The 16,835-nt window shown below is 56.2% G+C and carries 16 protein-coding genes; 11 read left to right on the forward strand and 5 right to left on the reverse strand.

The window, feature by feature from the left end; genetic code table 11:
• Positions 1-59: 59 nt before the first annotated feature.
• Positions 60-1,718 carry an NAD+ synthase gene (locus tag KZZ06_RS05060; RefSeq protein WP_219578953.1) on the reverse strand — a complete coding sequence of 553 codons (1,659 nt, stop codon included), beginning with the start codon at positions 1,716-1,718 and terminating at the stop codon, positions 60-62.
• A gap of 175 nt (positions 1,719-1,893) precedes the next feature.
• Here KZZ06_RS05060 and KZZ06_RS05065 point away from each other — a divergent pair, with 175 nt between their 5' ends.
• Together KZZ06_RS05065 and KZZ06_RS05070 are read left to right on the forward strand one after the other, a co-directional pair.
• Positions 1,894-3,285 (forward strand): MORN repeat-containing protein, encoded by a 1,392-nt coding sequence (locus tag KZZ06_RS05065; RefSeq protein WP_219578954.1) that lies wholly within the window; start codon positions 1,894-1,896, stop codon positions 3,283-3,285.
• On the forward strand, positions 3,282-3,584 hold the full coding sequence (locus tag KZZ06_RS05070) for an antibiotic biosynthesis monooxygenase (protein WP_219578955.1): 303 nt from the start codon (positions 3,282-3,284) through the stop codon (positions 3,582-3,584). Before KZZ06_RS05065 ends, KZZ06_RS05070 begins: the two co-directional genes overlap by 4 nt.
• A 137-nt stretch (positions 3,585-3,721) precedes the next feature.
• Here the strand turns inward: KZZ06_RS05070 and KZZ06_RS05075 are convergent, their stop codons facing one another.
• On the reverse strand, positions 3,722-4,387 hold the full coding sequence (locus tag KZZ06_RS05075) for an SDR family NAD(P)-dependent oxidoreductase (protein ID WP_219578956.1): 666 nt from the start codon (positions 4,385-4,387) through the stop codon (positions 3,722-3,724).
• Between the two features lie 265 nt (positions 4,388-4,652).
• Between KZZ06_RS05075 and KZZ06_RS05080 the strand changes: the two genes are divergently transcribed.
• Positions 4,653-6,221, forward strand: coding sequence for a 2-isopropylmalate synthase (locus KZZ06_RS05080; protein WP_219578957.1), 1,569 nt, complete (start codon positions 4,653-4,655; stop codon positions 6,219-6,221).
• A 143-nt stretch (positions 6,222-6,364) separates the two neighbouring features.
• On the opposite strand, the gene KZZ06_RS05085 is transcribed toward KZZ06_RS05080, so the two are convergent.
• Both KZZ06_RS05085 and KZZ06_RS05090 read right to left on the reverse strand, forming a co-directional pair.
• Positions 6,365-7,249, reverse strand: coding sequence for a LysR family transcriptional regulator (locus KZZ06_RS05085; protein ID WP_219578958.1), 885 nt, complete (start codon positions 7,247-7,249; stop codon positions 6,365-6,367).
• Positions 7,250-7,902: 653 nt separating this feature from the next.
• A complete protein-coding gene (locus tag KZZ06_RS05090; RefSeq protein ID WP_219578959.1) occupies positions 7,903-8,331 on the reverse strand; it encodes a hypothetical protein in 429 nt (142 codons plus the stop codon).
• 451 nt (positions 8,332-8,782) lie between these two features.
• Between KZZ06_RS05090 and KZZ06_RS05095 the strand changes: the two genes are divergently transcribed.
• The 5 genes from KZZ06_RS05095 (at position 8,783) to KZZ06_RS05115 (ending at position 13,238) form a co-directional block, all read left to right on the forward strand.
• On the forward strand, positions 8,783-9,262 hold the full coding sequence (locus KZZ06_RS05095; RefSeq protein WP_219578960.1) for a hypothetical protein: 480 nt from the start codon (positions 8,783-8,785) through the stop codon (positions 9,260-9,262).
• 168 nt (positions 9,263-9,430) lie between these two features.
• Entirely contained in the window at positions 9,431-10,804 is a 1,374-nt protein-coding gene (gene mgtE, locus KZZ06_RS05100; protein WP_219578961.1) for a magnesium transporter, read from the forward strand.
• Entirely contained in the window at positions 10,804-11,271 is a 468-nt protein-coding gene (locus KZZ06_RS05105) for a RimK/LysX family protein (RefSeq protein ID WP_219578962.1), read from the forward strand. The genes mgtE and KZZ06_RS05105 overlap by 1 nt, the downstream gene beginning before the upstream one ends.
• An 18-nt stretch (positions 11,272-11,289) precedes the next feature.
• Positions 11,290-12,195 carry a 30S ribosomal protein S6--L-glutamate ligase gene (gene rimK, locus KZZ06_RS05110; RefSeq protein ID WP_219578963.1) on the forward strand — a complete coding sequence of 302 codons (906 nt, stop codon included), beginning with the start codon at positions 11,290-11,292 and terminating at the stop codon, positions 12,193-12,195.
• Entirely contained in the window at positions 12,195-13,238 is a 1,044-nt protein-coding gene (locus tag KZZ06_RS05115) for a succinylglutamate desuccinylase/aspartoacylase family protein (protein ID WP_219578964.1), read from the forward strand. The genes rimK and KZZ06_RS05115 overlap by 1 nt, the downstream gene beginning before the upstream one ends.
• 183 nt (positions 13,239-13,421) lie before the next feature.
• Here the strand turns inward: KZZ06_RS05115 and KZZ06_RS05120 are convergent, their stop codons facing one another.
• On the reverse strand, positions 13,422-14,003 hold the full coding sequence (locus KZZ06_RS05120) for a VOC family protein (protein ID WP_219578965.1): 582 nt from the start codon (positions 14,001-14,003) through the stop codon (positions 13,422-13,424).
• 174 nt (positions 14,004-14,177) lie between these two features.
• On the opposite strand from KZZ06_RS05120, the gene KZZ06_RS05125 reads away from it, so the two are divergent.
• The 3 genes from KZZ06_RS05125 (at position 14,178) to KZZ06_RS05135 (ending at position 16,835) form a co-directional block, all read left to right on the forward strand.
• The gene (locus KZZ06_RS05125) at positions 14,178-15,224 is read left to right on the forward strand and encodes a rod shape-determining protein (protein WP_257884210.1); all 1,047 of its coding nucleotides are present in this window, start codon (positions 14,178-14,180) and stop codon (positions 15,222-15,224) included.
• A gap of 73 nt (positions 15,225-15,297) precedes the next feature.
• Positions 15,298-16,203 carry a rod shape-determining protein MreC gene (gene mreC / locus KZZ06_RS05130; RefSeq protein ID WP_219578966.1) on the forward strand — a complete coding sequence of 302 codons (906 nt, stop codon included), beginning with the start codon at positions 15,298-15,300 and terminating at the stop codon, positions 16,201-16,203.
• Positions 16,203-16,835 carry a rod shape-determining protein MreD gene (locus KZZ06_RS05135; RefSeq protein WP_219578967.1) on the forward strand — a complete coding sequence of 211 codons (633 nt, stop codon included), beginning with the start codon at positions 16,203-16,205 and terminating at the stop codon, positions 16,833-16,835. Before mreC ends, KZZ06_RS05135 begins: the two co-directional genes overlap by 1 nt.

The following is a 16,835-nucleotide window of genomic DNA, read 5'->3' on the forward strand; positions in this document are numbered from 1 at the left end:
TCCTGTTGGCCGCTGGCTTGTCACAGCGCGGCCAGATTGTCCAGAAAATGAGGCGGCGTTCAGCTGGGGTCGCGCCACCGGTTCACAATGGGGTAACGGCGATCCAGCCAGAAAGCGCCTTTGGTCAGGCGCGGGCCTGGGGCGGACTGAAACCGTTTGTATTCACTAATGTATATCAGGTGCTCGACCTTTTTTGCCACATCGCGGTCAAAGCCCGCTGCGACACAATCCGCAACTGACCCGTCCTGATCCACCAGAATATCCAGCATCGCATCCAGATCGGGATAGTCGGGCAGGCTATCGCTGTCTTTTTGATCTTCGCGCAGCTCCGCCGTGGGTGGTTTGTCGATGATACGCGGTGTAATCACCTCGCCCTCGGGCCCCATCATCCAGTCGCGATGGTTGTCATTGCGCCAGCGACAGGTCTCGAACACGCGGGTTTTATACATATCTTTGATCGGGTTATAGCCGCCCGCCATATCGCCATAGATCGTGGCATAGCCAACCGCGACCTCGGATTTATTGCCCGTGGTCAGCAGCATCTCGCCGAACTTGTTGCTCATCGCCATCAGCAGCAGACCGCGCAGACGCGACTGGATGTTTTCCTCGGTCAGGTCAGGCTGCATCCCTTCGAACAGCGGGGCCAGCGTGTGGGTAATCGCCGCGCGGCCCTGTGAAATCGGAACATAGTCGTAACGGCAGCCCAGCGCTTTGGCGACAGCCTCGGCATCATCCAGTGACGCTTGGGATGTGTATTCAGACGGCAGCATCACACAGCGCACATTATCCGCGCCCAGCGCATCAACTGCAATCGCCGCCACTATCGCCGAATCGATCCCGCCCGACAGGCCCAGCAGCACTTTCTTGAAACCAGTCTTGCGCATATAATCGCGCAGGCCCAGCACCATGACGCGGTAATCCTGTTCATATTCGGATGGCAAATGCGCCTTTGGACCGTCAACGATACGCCATCCTTCGGCATTCTGTTCAAGGTCGATATGCGCGACTTCAGCGTCAAAAGTAGGCATCTGGAACGCCAGCTTGCCGCTGGGATTCAACCCAAAGCTGGCACCGTCAAACACCTGATCATCCTGCCCACCGACCATATTCAGATAGATCAGCGGCAGTTCGGTTTCGATCACGCGGGCAACCATATTATTCAGCCGTGTTTCAAACTTGCCGCGATAATAGGGCGACCCGTTGGGAACCAACAGAAACTCGGCACCGGTTTCGGCCAAGGTTTCCGCGACGTCGGGGTGCCAGGCATCCTCGCAAATCGGGCTGCCAATGCGGGTGTTCCCAACAGAATAGGGACCGCCCAATGGGCCGCTGTCGAAAATGCGGACTTCGTCAAACACGGTCTCGTTCGGCAGATTATGCTTTAGAACCCGGCTGGCGATTTCACCGCCCTTAAGGATCAGGTAAGCGTTATAAAGATCGGCCCCCTCGACCCAAGGTGCGCCGATTGCCAATGCGGGGCCGTCGGCACAATCAGCGGCCAGCGCCTCAATATGGGTCATGACATCAAGCTGAAAGGCGCGCTTCATCACCAGATCTTGGGCGTTGTAGCCGGTAATGAACATTTCGGGCAATGCCACCAGATCGGCACCTGCCGCTTTGCCCTGCGCCCATACATCGCGGGCAAGGGCTGCGTTCCCCGCCAAATCCCCAACGGTCGGGTTCAACTGTCCCAGCGTGATGCGAAAACGCGATGTCATGTGGCCATCCTTCGATAATGTACGCAAGGGATGTAGCAGATCACGCGCCAAGGGAAAGGCCAAGCACCGCCGCCGCCCGCAAAAGAAGATTGCCCCCTTGCTGGCCATTGCTTAGTCTCCGCGCTAACAAAAGCGCCGTTCGTGATCTGGTGCCCCTTTAGTCGAAAGCTGTGCCATGCCCCGATTGCCCCTTACGCCTTTCATTCTGTGCCTCAGCTTGCTGCCGTTTTCGGTGCTGGCTCAAGACGGGTCGGTGCTGAGCAAGCAATATGACGATGGCGGTATTTACGAAGGCACATTTCGCGGCGGTGTCCAGCATGGCACAGGGACTTACACGCTCCCCAATGGCTATGAATATTCCGGCGAATGGGTCGATGGCGAGATCAAAGGGTCCGGCACGGCGCGTTTTCCCAATGGATCGATCTACGAGGGCAGCTTTGCCAAGGGCAAGCCCGATGGCATCGGCAAGATCACATTTGCAGATGGCGGCACCTTTGAGGGCGAATGGCAAGGCGGCGCGATCATGGGCCAAGGCATCGCGATCTATGCCAATGGTGTGCGCTATGAGGGGGCGTTTCGCAACGCGAAACACCACGGCAAGGGCGTGATGCAATCCCCCGGTGGCTATGCATATCAAGGCGATTGGGTGGATGGGGCCAAACAGGGCGTGGGCAAGATCACCTATCCCGATGGCGCGATATATGATGGCGAAATCCAAAGCGGTGAACGCAATGGAACGGGCACGCTAACCATGCCAGACGGGCTGGTCTATGTCGGGCTGTGGAAAGACGGGCAAATCGATGGTTCCGGCACATTGACCCAACCGAATGGCGACATTTACGAGGGTGATCTGGTCGCCGGGCAACGTCAGGGCACGGGTACAGTTACTTATGCCAATGGTGACACCTACGAGGGGCAATTCAAGGACGACCACCGCGACGGGCAAGGCACATTCACTGGAACCGACGGGTACGTCTATACTGGCGCATGGGTGGCCGGCCAGATCGAAGGCGAAGGTCAAGTTACCTATCCCGACGGGTCCGTATATGCGGGCAGTTTCCGGGATGATCTGGCCGATGGGCAGGGCAAAATCACCTATCCTGACGGGTCCAGCTACGAGGGGTCTTGGGCCGCAGGCGTTATCGAAGGGCGCGGCATTGCGACATATCCCAACGGCATTGTCTACGAGGGTGATTTCAAGAATGCGCGCAATGACGGTACAGGCACGATGACCTATGCCGACGGCTACCGTTACGAGGGCGACTGGAAAGACGGCCAACGACATGGCACCGGCAAAGCGGTCTATCCCGATGGCACAGCCTATGAGGGGACATTCGCCAATGGCAAACGCGATGGCACGGGCAAGATCACCATGGCCGATGGATTTACCTATGACGGCCAATGGGCCGACGGCATGATGTCAGGCCAAGGCACGGCAACCTATTCAAACGGTGATGTCTACGAGGGCACATTCGAGGATGGCAAACGCCAGGGGGCTGGCTCCATGCGTTATTCCACGGGCGAGGAAGCCTCAGGCACGTGGGTAAACGGTGCGCTCTCAGAATGATCGCCGTTATATTCGAAGCGTTCCCTTACGCAGACAAACGCAGCGACTATCTGGATATGGCCACAAGGATGCGCGCCTTGGTGGATCAGATCGACGGATTTATGTCGGTTGAACGTTTCCAGTCGCTCGCCAATCCGGACAAAATACTGTCGATATCCTTCTTTCGAGACGAGGCCGCCCTTAACGAATGGCGCGAGGTGACAGCCCGGCAAGCGGCCCCCAAAGCCGCGCGCGAAGATTACTTTCAGGATTTTCGCATTCGCGTTGCCCATGTGATGCGCGACTACGGCATGTTCTAGCGCCTGCACTCTCACAGAAATGCGCAGCGTTCATTTGCACCCAAACCCTTGTCCGCATTCTCTGGCTCTTAAATATCCCCGCGCGGAGCGCACTGAAACCGCGGCCACAGCCGCACCGCCTGTGGCAAACCACCGCTCTACCAAGGGACAGACGAACCCGCCCAGTCAAAGAATTCCCCCGTGTCATCCGCCCCCAACCCGTCGATCACTCGCGCGATATTTTCCGCCGCCGCGGACGCCTCGACAGCGGGATGGCGGGCAAGGTATTTCTCGGTGAACGGCGTTTTGACGGTACCCGGGTGCAGCGCCACGCAAATGCTGTGCTTGTGACTGCGCGCCAGCTCTATCGCGCCGGTTCTGATGATTTGGTTCAGTGCGGCTTTGGCACTGCGATAGCTGATCCAGCCGCCGATCTTGTTGTCACCGATGGACCCGACCCGCGCCGACAGCACCGCAAACACGCCTCGTCCGTCGCGGGGCAACAGGTCAGGCGCATGCCGCAACACCAACGCGGGGCCAACAGCATTTAGGGCAAACTGATCCATCATTGCCTTTTGACGGATAGACTTGATGGTTTTCTCAGGCTCTGCCCCGTCAATCTCAAGCGCGCCCGAGGCCACGATCACCACATCAAACGGCCCGTCCAAGCGGCCTATATGTGCCTCGACGCTCTCCTCATCCGTCAGGTCCAGCCCATCAACCGACCGCGACAGGCCCGTCACCTGATCGCCACGTGCCGCGTATGCGGTCGCCAAGGCCGATCCGACACCGCCCGACGCGCCAATAATCAAAATCTGTTTCATACCCTCAAATTAGCGGGAAAACCGCGCCCTTCAACATCCGCAAAGGAAACGCCCAAAAAACTCTTCCCATTTGGGTTCGCGCGGGTATAACGTGCCCCCATGACTTATGCTGATCATACACCGACCCTGACGCGCGCAAGCGCGCCGTCGTTGTGTGCAAACCTACTCCTGCTAATCCGCCTCTGAGCGTGCCATCCGGCGCGCCCGCTCAGAGGGATGTGCAGCGCGCCAAGGATTTGAAAAGCAGAATGAAAGAACCCAAAACATGACCGATACGACCAAACAAGACCGCGTCTTGATCTTTGACACGACGTTGCGCGATGGCGAACAATCGCCCGGCGCAACCATGACCCACGCCGAAAAGATCGAAATCGCCGGTCTGCTGGATGAAATGGGCGTCGATATCATCGAAGCCGGTTTCCCCATCGCCTCCGAAGGTGATTTTGCCGCCGTCAGCGAGATTGCAAAGCTGTCGAAGAATTCGGTGATCTGCGGGCTGGCACGTGCGCAGTTTGGCGACATTGACCGCTGCTGGGAGGCCGTGAAACACGCAGCCCAACCGCGCATCCATACCTTTATCGGCACCTCGCCCCTGCACCGCGCCATTCCGAACCTCACCATGGATGAAATGGCCGACCGAATTCACGAGACGGTCACCCATGCGCGCAACCTGTGTGACAATGTGCAATGGTCCCCGATGGACGCCACCCGGACCGAGCTTGATTATCTCTACCGCACCGTTGAAATCGCGATCAAGGCCGGGGCGACCACGATCAACATCCCCGATACGGTCGGCTATACCGCGCCACGCGAAAGCGCGGAATTGATCCGCAAACTGCTGGAAAACGTGCCCGGCGCAGACGAGATCATCTTTGCCACCCATTGCCACAACGACCTTGGCATGGCGACCGCCAACAGCCTTGCCGCTGTCGAGGCAGGCGCGCGTCAGATCGAATGTACCATCAACGGTCTGGGCGAACGCGCGGGCAACACCGCACTCGAAGAAGTCGTGATGGCCATGAAGGTCCGCAACGACATTATGCCCTATCAGACGGGTGTGGACAGCACCAAGCTGATGAACATCTCGCGCCGCGTCGCCACCGTGTCGGGCTTTGCCGTGCAGTTCAACAAGGCCATCGTCGGCAAGAACGCCTTTGCCCACGAAAGCGGCATCCATCAGGATGGCATGCTGAAAAACGCCGAAACATTCGAGATCATGCGCCCCGAAGATGTGGGCCTGACCGAAACCAATATCGTCATGGGCAAGCACTCGGGCCGCGCTGCGTTGCGCTCCAAGCTCGAAAACCTTGGCTATGAATTGGGCGACAACCAGCTCAAGGACGTGTTTGTCCGGTTCAAGGAACTGGCTGACCGCAAAAAGGAAATCTATGACGATGACCTGATTGCCTTGATGCGCACCGCGACAGATCCCGAAAGCGACCGGATCAAGCTGAAATCGATGCATGTTGTCTGCGGCACCGAGGGGCCGAACGTCGCCAAAATGACGCTGATCGTGGATGGCGAAGAACACAGCACCGAACAGACCGGCGACGGCCCCGTAGATGCGTCGTTCAAGTGCATCAAAGCGTTGGTCGATCACTCTGCCCGCCTGCAACTGTACCAAGTGCATGCCGTCACCGAAGGCACCGACGCGCAGGCAACCGTGTCTGTCCGTCTTGAGGAAGACGGTCGCATTGTGACCGGACAGGCCGCCAACACGGATACGGTCGTCAGTTCAGCCCAAGCCTATATTCACGCGCTCAACCGTCTGTTGGTACGCCGCGAAAAAGGCGGCACCGACAAACGTGAAATCAGCTACAAAGACGCTGGTTGATTGGACAAGGCAGGGTTTCGACCCTGCCTTTTTTATACGCCTGTCCGCGGGCAGCATTGGTCTCGCTCAAGCTCAAACTGTCGATGCTGCCGCTTGAATGAATACCGACTTCAATGCGCTGTTCGCGCTTCGGCTCAGTCTATTTATGAGCGAAAGTCCTGCCCTTTTCCGGCCAAAGGACAAAAAGCATCGCGCAGTGTGACGACCATCGCCTCTATCGCAGGTGACGTCCCTGCAGGATTGCGGTGCAGTACAACCCGTGCGTTGTCGATCGTGATAAACCCGTCCTCAGGTGTTAATTCGCGGCATCCAGGTGGAATTGAGCTGCGGGCCAACGGGGCAATGGCAATGCCATTTATCACGGCACTGCGCATGCTCGCCGAGGTGTCGCATTCGAAGGCCGAATAATAATCTACTCCGATTTGCTCCAGCGAGTGCAAAGCGTAGTCGCGGCACCAATCCGAACTGAAATATATCGATATGGGCAACGGTCGTCGCAAATGCTGGCAGTGAGTATTGGACGTGACCCAAACGGTCGGATCAATGGCCAGAACCTCTGCCTCATCTTCGCTGTAGCCTTCATAAACCACAGCAAGATCAATCTTGTCGGCCCCCAACGCGGCCAATTGCGGCGCGCTGAAATCGCAACGGGCGGTTACTTGTGTTTCGGGATGACGCTGTGAAAACGAGGCAAGCGCCGAAGGTAAGATGCTCTGCACATATTCATCAGGAATACCGACACGCACCGGCCCCGAAAGCGGTTTTTCCCGCAGCGCTGTTGCCGTTTCATCCAGCAGGCCGATCACACGGCGGGCAAACGGTAACAGTTGCCTGCCTCTTTCGGTAAGACTGACGCCATGCGGCTCGCGCACAAAGATGCTCTGGCCAAGACTTTCTTCGAGCCTTCGGATTTGCATCGATACCGCCGACTGCGTGCGGCCCATCTGATCTGCCGCGCGGGTCACAGAACCTGCATCAACAACGGCCAAAAAACCGCGCATGAGATTACTGTCAAGCGGTGGCTGCATGGCAAATCCCCATCAATTTTTCAGATACCTGACATCATTACTATGCGTTTGATTGATGTCAACCAATCGCCGAAAACCGATTTGAGTAACGGAAAGGCAGGCGATGAATGATTATAAAATTATATAAACGTTGGAAGGCCTTACGTGAACAGCGGCGGTCAATGGCGTGGATGTTGACCCGTGCAGACGACCGATGGCTGAATGATATAGGGCTAACGCGAAACGACCTTCGGGCGCTGCTGGAAGATTGGGAAGAGTGAGGTATCGTGATGTACCAGCTTCTGCCGTACATACTGTAACGGTTCGAACTACAAACCCAAGTAGGCGCTTTCAACAAGGCCTATGGTCCCAATTCTGAAACTGGATTGGTAGCTGGCAACCGCCGGAAAGTCCGCATAGCCGACATCGGCGCAGTCGGCAGCTAACGGCCGTTTGGAGCCCATTCAAACCGGATGCTGCGCTATGCACGAATGTCCGTTACCTTGAGAACGATCTAAAACCTTCAGCAACCACTCGGATTTTGAACGAGGTTTTTGGCAGCGTAGACTGGGGTGGTTTGGGCCTGTGCCACAAACGAGGTTTTTTGGAACAGGCATCTAAACAAATGACCGTGTTAATCGCGCGTCGAAGATCATAAAAAAAACCGCAGTGAATTACTGCGTTTGACTGCGGACTACATTTTGTAGGATTCCGATGAAGGCGAGGGAGGCAAGGTAGAACACCGGAAAGATAACCCCATTGGGAACGTCTGATAGACCTTTGCCGAGCAAGTGAATGACTACCACGGGGAAGAAGAAAAAGATGACAATTGCGCCTTGGAAGTAAGCTGTAGCTTTCTCAATCTTGGGTGACGATGGAAATGCAACCTGTCTATTTGCGGGGCTGTTGAAGATAAGGCGTTCCTTATTCTGGTTCATGTAGCGCAGAATAAACACTGAACCGACTATAAAAATCAGAAAGACGGTCAACTGAAGGCCAAGTGTGGTCGAACCCAAAAGAACAATGGTCATTAGAGCGGTCAAACCATGAATCCATAAGGCAATAGAGATCCCAAACTTGCCTCGAAGCGATAAGATGAACATCCAGATTTACCCCCTTTCACGTAGTTTCGTAATGTAATGTTACGCTATGCACAAATCGGTCTGCGAGAACTCCGAGCGAACAGTAACACCCTCCCAAAAACGACCGTTTGCTGAACGGCTCGCCAAACCGGACATTGAACCACGCGCAGCGGAAGTCCGGTTTGTCCGCATACCGGACATCGATGCAGACGGTCCCGTGTTTTTCATGAGCCAGCGCTTATTAGGCAGCGGCCTCCAGAAACTTCATTCCTAATGCTACTTTAGACGCTCGCCTGCTTTCACGAGGGGATTTTTTGCCGCGATCCGGCTCCTAAACGCCGCCACAGCCTTGCAAAAATATCCATAAGTATTTCTGCCTTTAAGCATTAATATAATTAGTTTTACACATGATAACCACATGGTCATAAAGCTGTACACCCTCAAAAGAGGCGTAAAATGCTGGGGGGCCCTCGTGGAAACAATGGAAAACGAACAGGAGCAAACGAACATGAATGCCCTTCCTTCACATCCCGAAGATGCAGCGGAAAGTGCTCTTGTTCACGTCCTGACGTCTCCCTGGAGCGATTCCACCATTGGTTACCGCGTTGGGGGCTTTAACCCCGGGCCCAACGTTCTTGTGGAATGTCACGACCCGGACGCGTCTTTGGTTTACGAGCGCCTCTTGAGATTGCCGACGCTTGCTTGGATGCGGGGTACTCTGAGCCTCGTATTCCGAGAGGTTATCGAGCGCGAAGGCCTGGAAGAGTGCGTTGCGGAGTTGATCGGATCCAAGCCAGACGAGCTGGTATCCCTGCCGCGTGACCTTGACGGAAAGCACCACACCGAAACGGCCATAGAAGGCTATTGGACGGTGTTACGGGCTTGCAAGGCTTTGGGCATGATCGAAGGACGAGGCGTTCAGCGGCCCGCCGTTGAGATCGGGAAAAGTTAGACGTTATCCGTCCGACACATCTGATTTCGAACACCACCGTGAGACAGCCGTGCGGCCCCACCTATCGTGGACGGTTCGCAGCGCAGACCCGCTGATTACGCAAAAATTAATGCCGTGAAGACTGATGTCGAAGCACCCGACGGTGCATCCGGCCTGAGGAGATTTCAAATGAACCAACACGTCACATCCGTCGAAGCCGATATCGATCTTTCCGAAGAGTTGGGGCTGGCAATTGCAGCAAACGACGCAGACCGGTTGGATGCGCTGTTCGAACCCCTGCCCTTGTCTGAAGCACTACGTGAGCTTCTAGAGCTTTCGGTCCCGGATCGCCGGACAGTCCTGACGCTCGTCTCGAGCGAGTTGGCCGCCGAGCTTGTCGAAGAAGCACCGCACGAGATGGGTGCCGACCTGATGGAAGGGCTTGAGACGTCTCGCGCCGTGGAAATCATGGACGAGATGGATTCGGATGTGCAGGCCGATCTGATCGGTGACATGGAAGACGCCGAGGCCGAAGCAATCCTTGCCCAAATGGACGCCGAGGATGCCGCTGATGTGCGCCGCCTTTCGGAATATGCCGACGACACGGCTGGTGGTTTGATGATGTCCGAGGTGTTCGAGTGTACGAACACGATGACAGTCAGTGACGTCATTCGGGTGCTTGCCAAAGACGACGACGACGTTGACCGCTATCGTGGCCAGCATCCCTATATCGTTGACGAAAACGGCGTGCTGGTAGGTGTCGTGTCATTGCGGGGCCTTTTGGCAACCAAACGTGCAGCACTTTTGACAACGATTATGGTCGAACCCATGTCGGTGCAGGTAGACACTGCGCTATCCGATCTCGATGATATCTTTGATAAATACGACTTCTTGGGTGTGCCGGTTATCGATGGTGACGGCAAACTGCTTGGCGTTGTGTCGCGCGATGCCGTGTCACAAGCGTTGTTGGAACGCGCCGAAAGCGAAAACCTGAAACTGCAAGGTGTGGTTGGGGATGAATTGCGTTCCATGCCAACATGGTTGCGGTCGCGGCGCCGGTTGGCGTGGCTGTCGGCAAACATTGTTCTCAACATTGTCGCAGCATCGGTCATCTCGGCCTACGAAGAGACACTTGTTGCGGTGATCGCTATCGCTGTGTTCCTGCCGATGGTGTCCGATATGTCCGGCTGCTCGGGCAACCAGGCGGTTGGTGTGACCATGCGAGAACTAAGCCTAGGTTTGGTCCGCCCCAAGGATGCATTCAAAGTTTGGCTGAAAGAAATCAGCGTGGGCGTCGTCAATGGCATCGCGCTTGGTGTTCTGATTGGCATCGTTGCATGGGTCTGGAAGGGCAGCCCTGCACTTGGTTTTGTCATCGGCGCAGCATTGGCTCTTAATACCATGCTGGCAGTGTCCATCGGTGGCGTCGTTCCGTTGCTGTTGAAACGGCTTGGGCAAGATCCGGCAGTCGCCAGCGGCCCGCTGCTTACTACCGTGACAGACATGGCGGGCTTCTTCTTTGTCCTAAGCTTGGCCACACTTATGATGCCGTGGCTGGTTTGATGAAGGGCACGCTGAAATCGAAAGAGCGTCGGCTGCTGGTCATCGGGTGGATGGAGCATGTCAGCCTCCCTGCGCTTGGGCTTGAGAACGTGAAGGCCAAGATCGACACTGGCGCGCGCACATCGGCGCTTCATGCTGTCGGGATCGAGACCTTCTTTCGGGGCGATACCGAGTGGGTGAGGTTTCAGGTTCCGATGGAAGGAATATCGCCAGCGCTTTGCGTCGAAGCACCGGTCCACGACCGGCGGCTGATCAAGAACACAAGCGGTGTCCCCGAAGAGCGGATCATCATCCGAACCCAGTTAAAATTGATGGACCAATCATGGCCCATCTCAGTCTCACTCGCTGATCGCAACAATATGCGATTTCCGATGATCGTCGGGCGCACCGCGCTCAAGAAACGAAATATCGCAGTGCATACGCGCCGCGCCAATCTGACCACCGAAATTGGTCAACAACGCCTTTGAGGCAGAAAGAATTTTCGAATGAAAATCGCAATGATGGCACGTAATGCCAACCTATACTCCCACAAACGCCTGAAAGAAGCCGCCGAAGCACGTGGTCATGAGCTGCACATTATCAACACGCTGCGCTGCTATATGAACATCGCTTCGCGTCGCCCAGAGATGTACTATAACGGCGAAAAGCTTGAAGGCTATGACGCGGTCATTCCTCGTATTGGTGCCTCTGTAACCTTCTACGGTCTGGCCGTTCTTCGCCAGTTCGAAATGATGGGCGTTTACCCGTTGAACGAAAGTGTCGCCATTGGCCGTAGCCGCGACAAACTGCGCTCGATGCAGCTTTTGGCCCGTGATGGTGTTGGCCTGCCAGTCACCACATTTGCCCATGACCCAAAACAGACTGACGAAGTGCTGGAACTTGCTGGCGGTGCGCCCGTGGTTATCAAACTTCTTGAAGGTACACAGGGCATCGGCGTCGTATTGGCCGATACCAAGCGTTCTGCGGTTTCCGTGGTCGAAGCGTTCCGCGGGGCCGGCGTGAACATCTTGTTGCAAGAGTTCATCAAGGAATCCGGCGGCACCGACATCCGCGCCATCGTTGTTGGAGGCAAGGTAATTGCCGCCATGAAACGTACCGGCGCAAAAGGCGATTTCCGTTCGAACCTGCACCGCGGCGGATCGGCCGAAGTTATCAAGCTGTCGCCGGAAGAGCGGTCTACCGCGATCCGCGCGGCCAAATCCATGGGTCTGAACGTCTGCGGCGTTGATATGCTGCGCGCCAACCATGGCCCCGTTGTGATGGAAGTAAACTCGTCCCCGGGTTTGGAAGGCGTTGAGAACGCAACCGGTCTGGATGTTGCAGGGAAAATCATCGAGTACATCGAAAAAAGCGCTGAGAAAGGCAACACCAAGACCAAAGGTAAAGGTTGATGGGTCGCCGCGCAGCATTTGAATTTGGGGGCGTCAGCATTGCAGCTGGCGCACGCCAAACCGTTGATCTTCCGGTCAGTGTTCTGTCAGACCACACGCCGGTTTCAATGTCTGTACATGTCATTCATGGAAAGCTGGAAGGGCCAACCATGTTCGTCAGTGCCGGCATTCACGGGGACGAAGTGATTGGCGTCGAAATCGTCAGACGTCTTTTGCGGACACCCAATCTGAAATCGCTGCGCGGCACGCTTATTGTGATCCCGATTGTGAACGCATTCGGGTTCATTAACCACTCTCGCTATCTTCCTGACCGCCGTGACCTGAACCGAATGTTTCCAGGCACGTCCGGCGGGTCGCTCGCGTCCCGATTGGCCAGTCTGTTCCTGAACGAGATCGTCGCCCGCTGCGATCTTGGGATTGACCTGCATTCAGCCGCAATCCATCGCACGAACCTGCCCCAGATCCGTATTTCCCCGGATAATCCCTATACGGCCGAGCTGGCCGAAGTGTTCGGCGCACCGGTCATTTTGCAATCCCCACTACGCGAGGGTTCCTTGCGGGGGGCCGCGAAAGACATCGGCAAGGATGTCCTGCTGTATGAAGCCGGTGAAGGCCTGCGTTTTGATGAGATGTCTGTACGCGCGGGGGTCGCAGGTATCTTGCGTGTAATGCGACACATCGGGATGCTTCCCGCCAAGGGTATCGCCAAGCCAAAAGCGGCGTCCCAGTATTGCCTCTCCAGCAAATGGCTGCGCGCACCGGCCGGTGGGCTTCTGCGCACCTTCAAGGCGGATGGCGATGTTGTGGCCAAAGGTGACGTGATGGCGATTGTCGCAGATCCATTTGGCGAAGAGGAAGAAGAAATCATCGCGCCATTTAACGGTATTGTGGTTGGCCGCGCGGTATTGCCAATCGTGAACGAAGGCGATGCCGTTTTCCACCTCGCGCGGGTAAAATCGATGATCAGAGCGGAAGGCGCGGTTGAAGAATTGAATGACCAGCTAACGGATGATCCGCTTTTTGACGAAGATGAAATTATCTAATTGGGCCGAACCGAACCCGAAAATGATAACACTCAAAAACTAATGGAATTGCAGGGGCAACAAGACATGCCCCGCTTGGGGGCTTTCGACAGCCCCCGGTTTCCAATTCAATAGATGCAGAGCAGCGCCCGTTGGTATTTTAGCAGCGGGCGCACCCAGCTTACGGACGTACCCCCTTTGCTATCAGTACGGATTTTTAGGCGACCGGTCGTCCGACAGGGACCGCTGTGACCGCTCGACAATCATCACGGTCGCATCTGCCAGATGTTGGCGTTCGATGTGGTGATCGCCACGCGCCACCCGCAGCTTATGGGCCTCTAGCATCACCTCGGCATGGGATGAACCGCGCGGCGGGATGAAAGTATAACATGCCAGTTCGATCAAAAACCCCAGCGGGTCCTTGAAATAGATCGAATGCATAAAACCGCGATCCTTGATGCCGGAATTACCGATGCCGCGTTCTTGCAGCCGGTCAAGCACTTGGTCGAACATGGCGCGGTCGACCTCGAACGCCAGATGATGCACGCAACCTGCATCGGTGGGGGTCCGGCTGTGAACCGGTTTGCGATCTTCGTTCGTGAAAATCGTGATCAAACGCCCGTCGCCGGGATCGAAATACAGATGCCCCTCGTTAGGGTTGTCCAGATTGGGCTGGTCAAAGATGAACGGCATCCCCAGCAGCCCCTCCCAGAAATCAATGCTGGTCTGGCGGTCCGCGCCCATCAGCGTGATGTGATGAACCCCGATGACTTGGATTTTCTGCATTTTCGCTTCCCCAATTTTAACACTTAGCTAAAATAATAGCGTAGTGGCGGCATCATGCCACCAGTATGGTCAATCCCCCTTTCGTCTTGGGGCACATCACCCTATACAACCCTACGACCTGTCGTTGATCAGAGTCGTTGGCCGAAAACGATTTTTTGCAAGGTTCTGCTGCTTATGTCGATATTTGATAAATTCCGTGGTTTGTTCTCGTCCGATATGGCCATCGACCTTGGGACGGCAAACACGTTGGTTTATGTCAAAGGCAAGGGCATCGTTCTATCAGAACCTTCGGTTGTGGCCTATCACGTCAAGGACGGCGTTAAAAAAGTGCTGGCCGTGGGTGAAGACGCCAAGCTGATGTTGGGCCGGACGCCGGGCAGCATCGAAGCGATCCGCCCCATGCGCGAAGGCGTGATTGCCGACTTTGATACCGCCGAGGAAATGATCAAGCATTTCATCCGTAAGGTGCACAAACGCTCGACCTTCTCAAAGCCCAAGATCATTGTCTGCGTTCCCCATGGTGCCACCCCCGTTGAAAAACGGGCAATCCGTCAGTCGGTTCTGTCGGCCGGTGCACGTCGCGCGGGTCTGATCGCAGAACCCATCGCTGCTGCCATCGGTGCGGGCATGCCGATCACCGATCCAACGGGTAACATGGTTGTCGATATCGGTGGTGGTACGACCGAAGTTGCGGTTCTGTCGCTGGGCGACATCGTTTACGCGCGTTCCGTTCGCGTTGGTGGTGACCGCATGGACGAAGCGATCATCAGCTATCTGCGTCGTCAGCAAAACTTGCTGGTAGGTGAAACAACCGCCGAACGCATCAAAACATCTATTGGTACGGCACGGATGCCCGATGATGGGCGCGGCACATCAATGCAAATCCGCGGGCGCGACCTGTTGAACGGCGTCCCCAAGGAAATCGAAGTCACCCAAGCGCAAATCGCCGAAGCCTTGGCCGAACCCGTGCAGCAAATCTGCGAAGCAGTGATGACAGCGCTTGAAACCACGCCACCCGATCTGGCCGCCGATATCGTGGATCGCGGCGTGATGCTGACAGGTGGTGGCGCGTTGCTGGGCGATCTGGATCTGGCGCTGCGCGAACAGACAGGTCTGGCCATTTCTGTGGCAGACGAGCCATTGAACTGTGTGGCCTTAGGCACGGGCAAGGCATTGGAATACGAAAAACAATTGCGCCACGCCATCGACTACGACAGCTAAATCAGGCACACTTTACCAAAGCCCGATCAGCGGCAGGACGGCCCTGCCCTAAAGGCAGGGAACACGTCACGTCATGGCTACAGACCGATCATCATCCAACGACTTTGGCCGGCCTTTACGGCGGATCATGTTGGCTGTGCTGTTCTTACTGCTTGTTGGCGTATTTCTGCTGTGGCGCATCGACAGCCCGCGTGTCGAACGGTTTCGCGCACAAATCACAGATCGCATCGTTCCCAATCTGGATTGGGCCATGGCCCCCGTGACCGGAACCGTCAATCTGCTGCGCGACTATCAAAGCTATCAACGGCTCACCGTACAAAACCAAGAGCTGCGGTCCGAACTGCGCAAGATGCAGACATGGAAAGAAGCCGCGCTTCAACTTGAACAGGAAAACGCCCGGTTGCTGGACCTGAACAAGGTGCGGCTTGATCCACGTCTGACCTATATCACAGGCGTGGTACTGGCCGATTCAGGATCACCGTTTCGCCAATCCGTTTTGCTGAATGTCGGATCAAGAGACGGCATCGTAGAAGGCTGGGCCACGGTGGATGGGATTGGCCTTGTGGGCAGAATTTCGGGGGTCGGAAAAGACACCGCACGGGTCATTTTGGTCACCGACATATCCAGCCGCATACCCGCGACCATCCAACCCTCTGGCCAGCGCGCGATTATCGCGGGCGATAACTCTTCTGCGCCGCCGATTGATTTTCTTGAAAACCCCGATCTTGTGCGCCCCGGTGACCGTGTGATCAGCTCGGGCGACGGGGGTGTGTTTCCAGCGGGCTTGTTGATCGGTCAGGTCGCCGCTGATCCCGGTGGCCGCTTGCGTGTACGGCTCGCTGCCGATTTTGAACGTCTGGAGTTTTTGCGGGTGTTGCGCGGGCACAGCGTCGAGACGGTGACCGAGGGCGCGTCAATTATACTGGACCAAAGCCGACCCGACCCAGCATCAAACACCCCCGAGCCCCTTGGCGAATAATGGACACTCAATCACCTCTTCGCCTGTGGATGATGCGCGCGGTGTTCCTGATGCTGGCGATGACGTTGCTGTTCTTTCACCTTCTGCCAATTGAAACGCAGCCCGTGGCCTTGTTTCAGGTCGATCTGCTGCCCCCACTTTCCAGCATCGACCCCGCAGAGGCGCGACTGCGCAACCTGCTAAACCAAGGTAATGCACGCTACATGGTTGCACCTGATCTGCTGATTGCTTTCGCCTTTGCATGGTCCGTGCGGCGGCCCGAATATGTGCCCGCCATTCTGCTCTGCGCTGTGTTTTTACTAACCGATTTATTGCTTCAGCGCCCGCCAGGCCTGTGGGCATTATTGGCCCTGATTGCCTGCGAAAACCTGAAAATACGCGGGCGGTCCTTGCGCGATAGCAGTTTCGGACCTGAATGGCTTGCCGTGACAATCTGGCTTGTGGCAGTTTTGCTGCTAAACCGCTTTGTGCTAGTATTGGTGTTGGCTCCCCGGCCTGACCTAAAATTGAGCCTGATCGAATTGGGGCTGACGGTTTTGGTCTATCCTATTGTGGTTTTGGTCACCCATCTGTTCATGGGCGTACGCAAGGCCACACCGGGCGACTTTGACAGCGCTGGCAGCCGCGGATGA

It is taken from the genome of Sulfitobacter sp. CW3, assembly GCF_019392245.1.
In the GTDB taxonomy this organism is placed as follows: Bacteria; Pseudomonadota; Alphaproteobacteria; order Rhodobacterales; family Rhodobacteraceae; genus Sulfitobacter.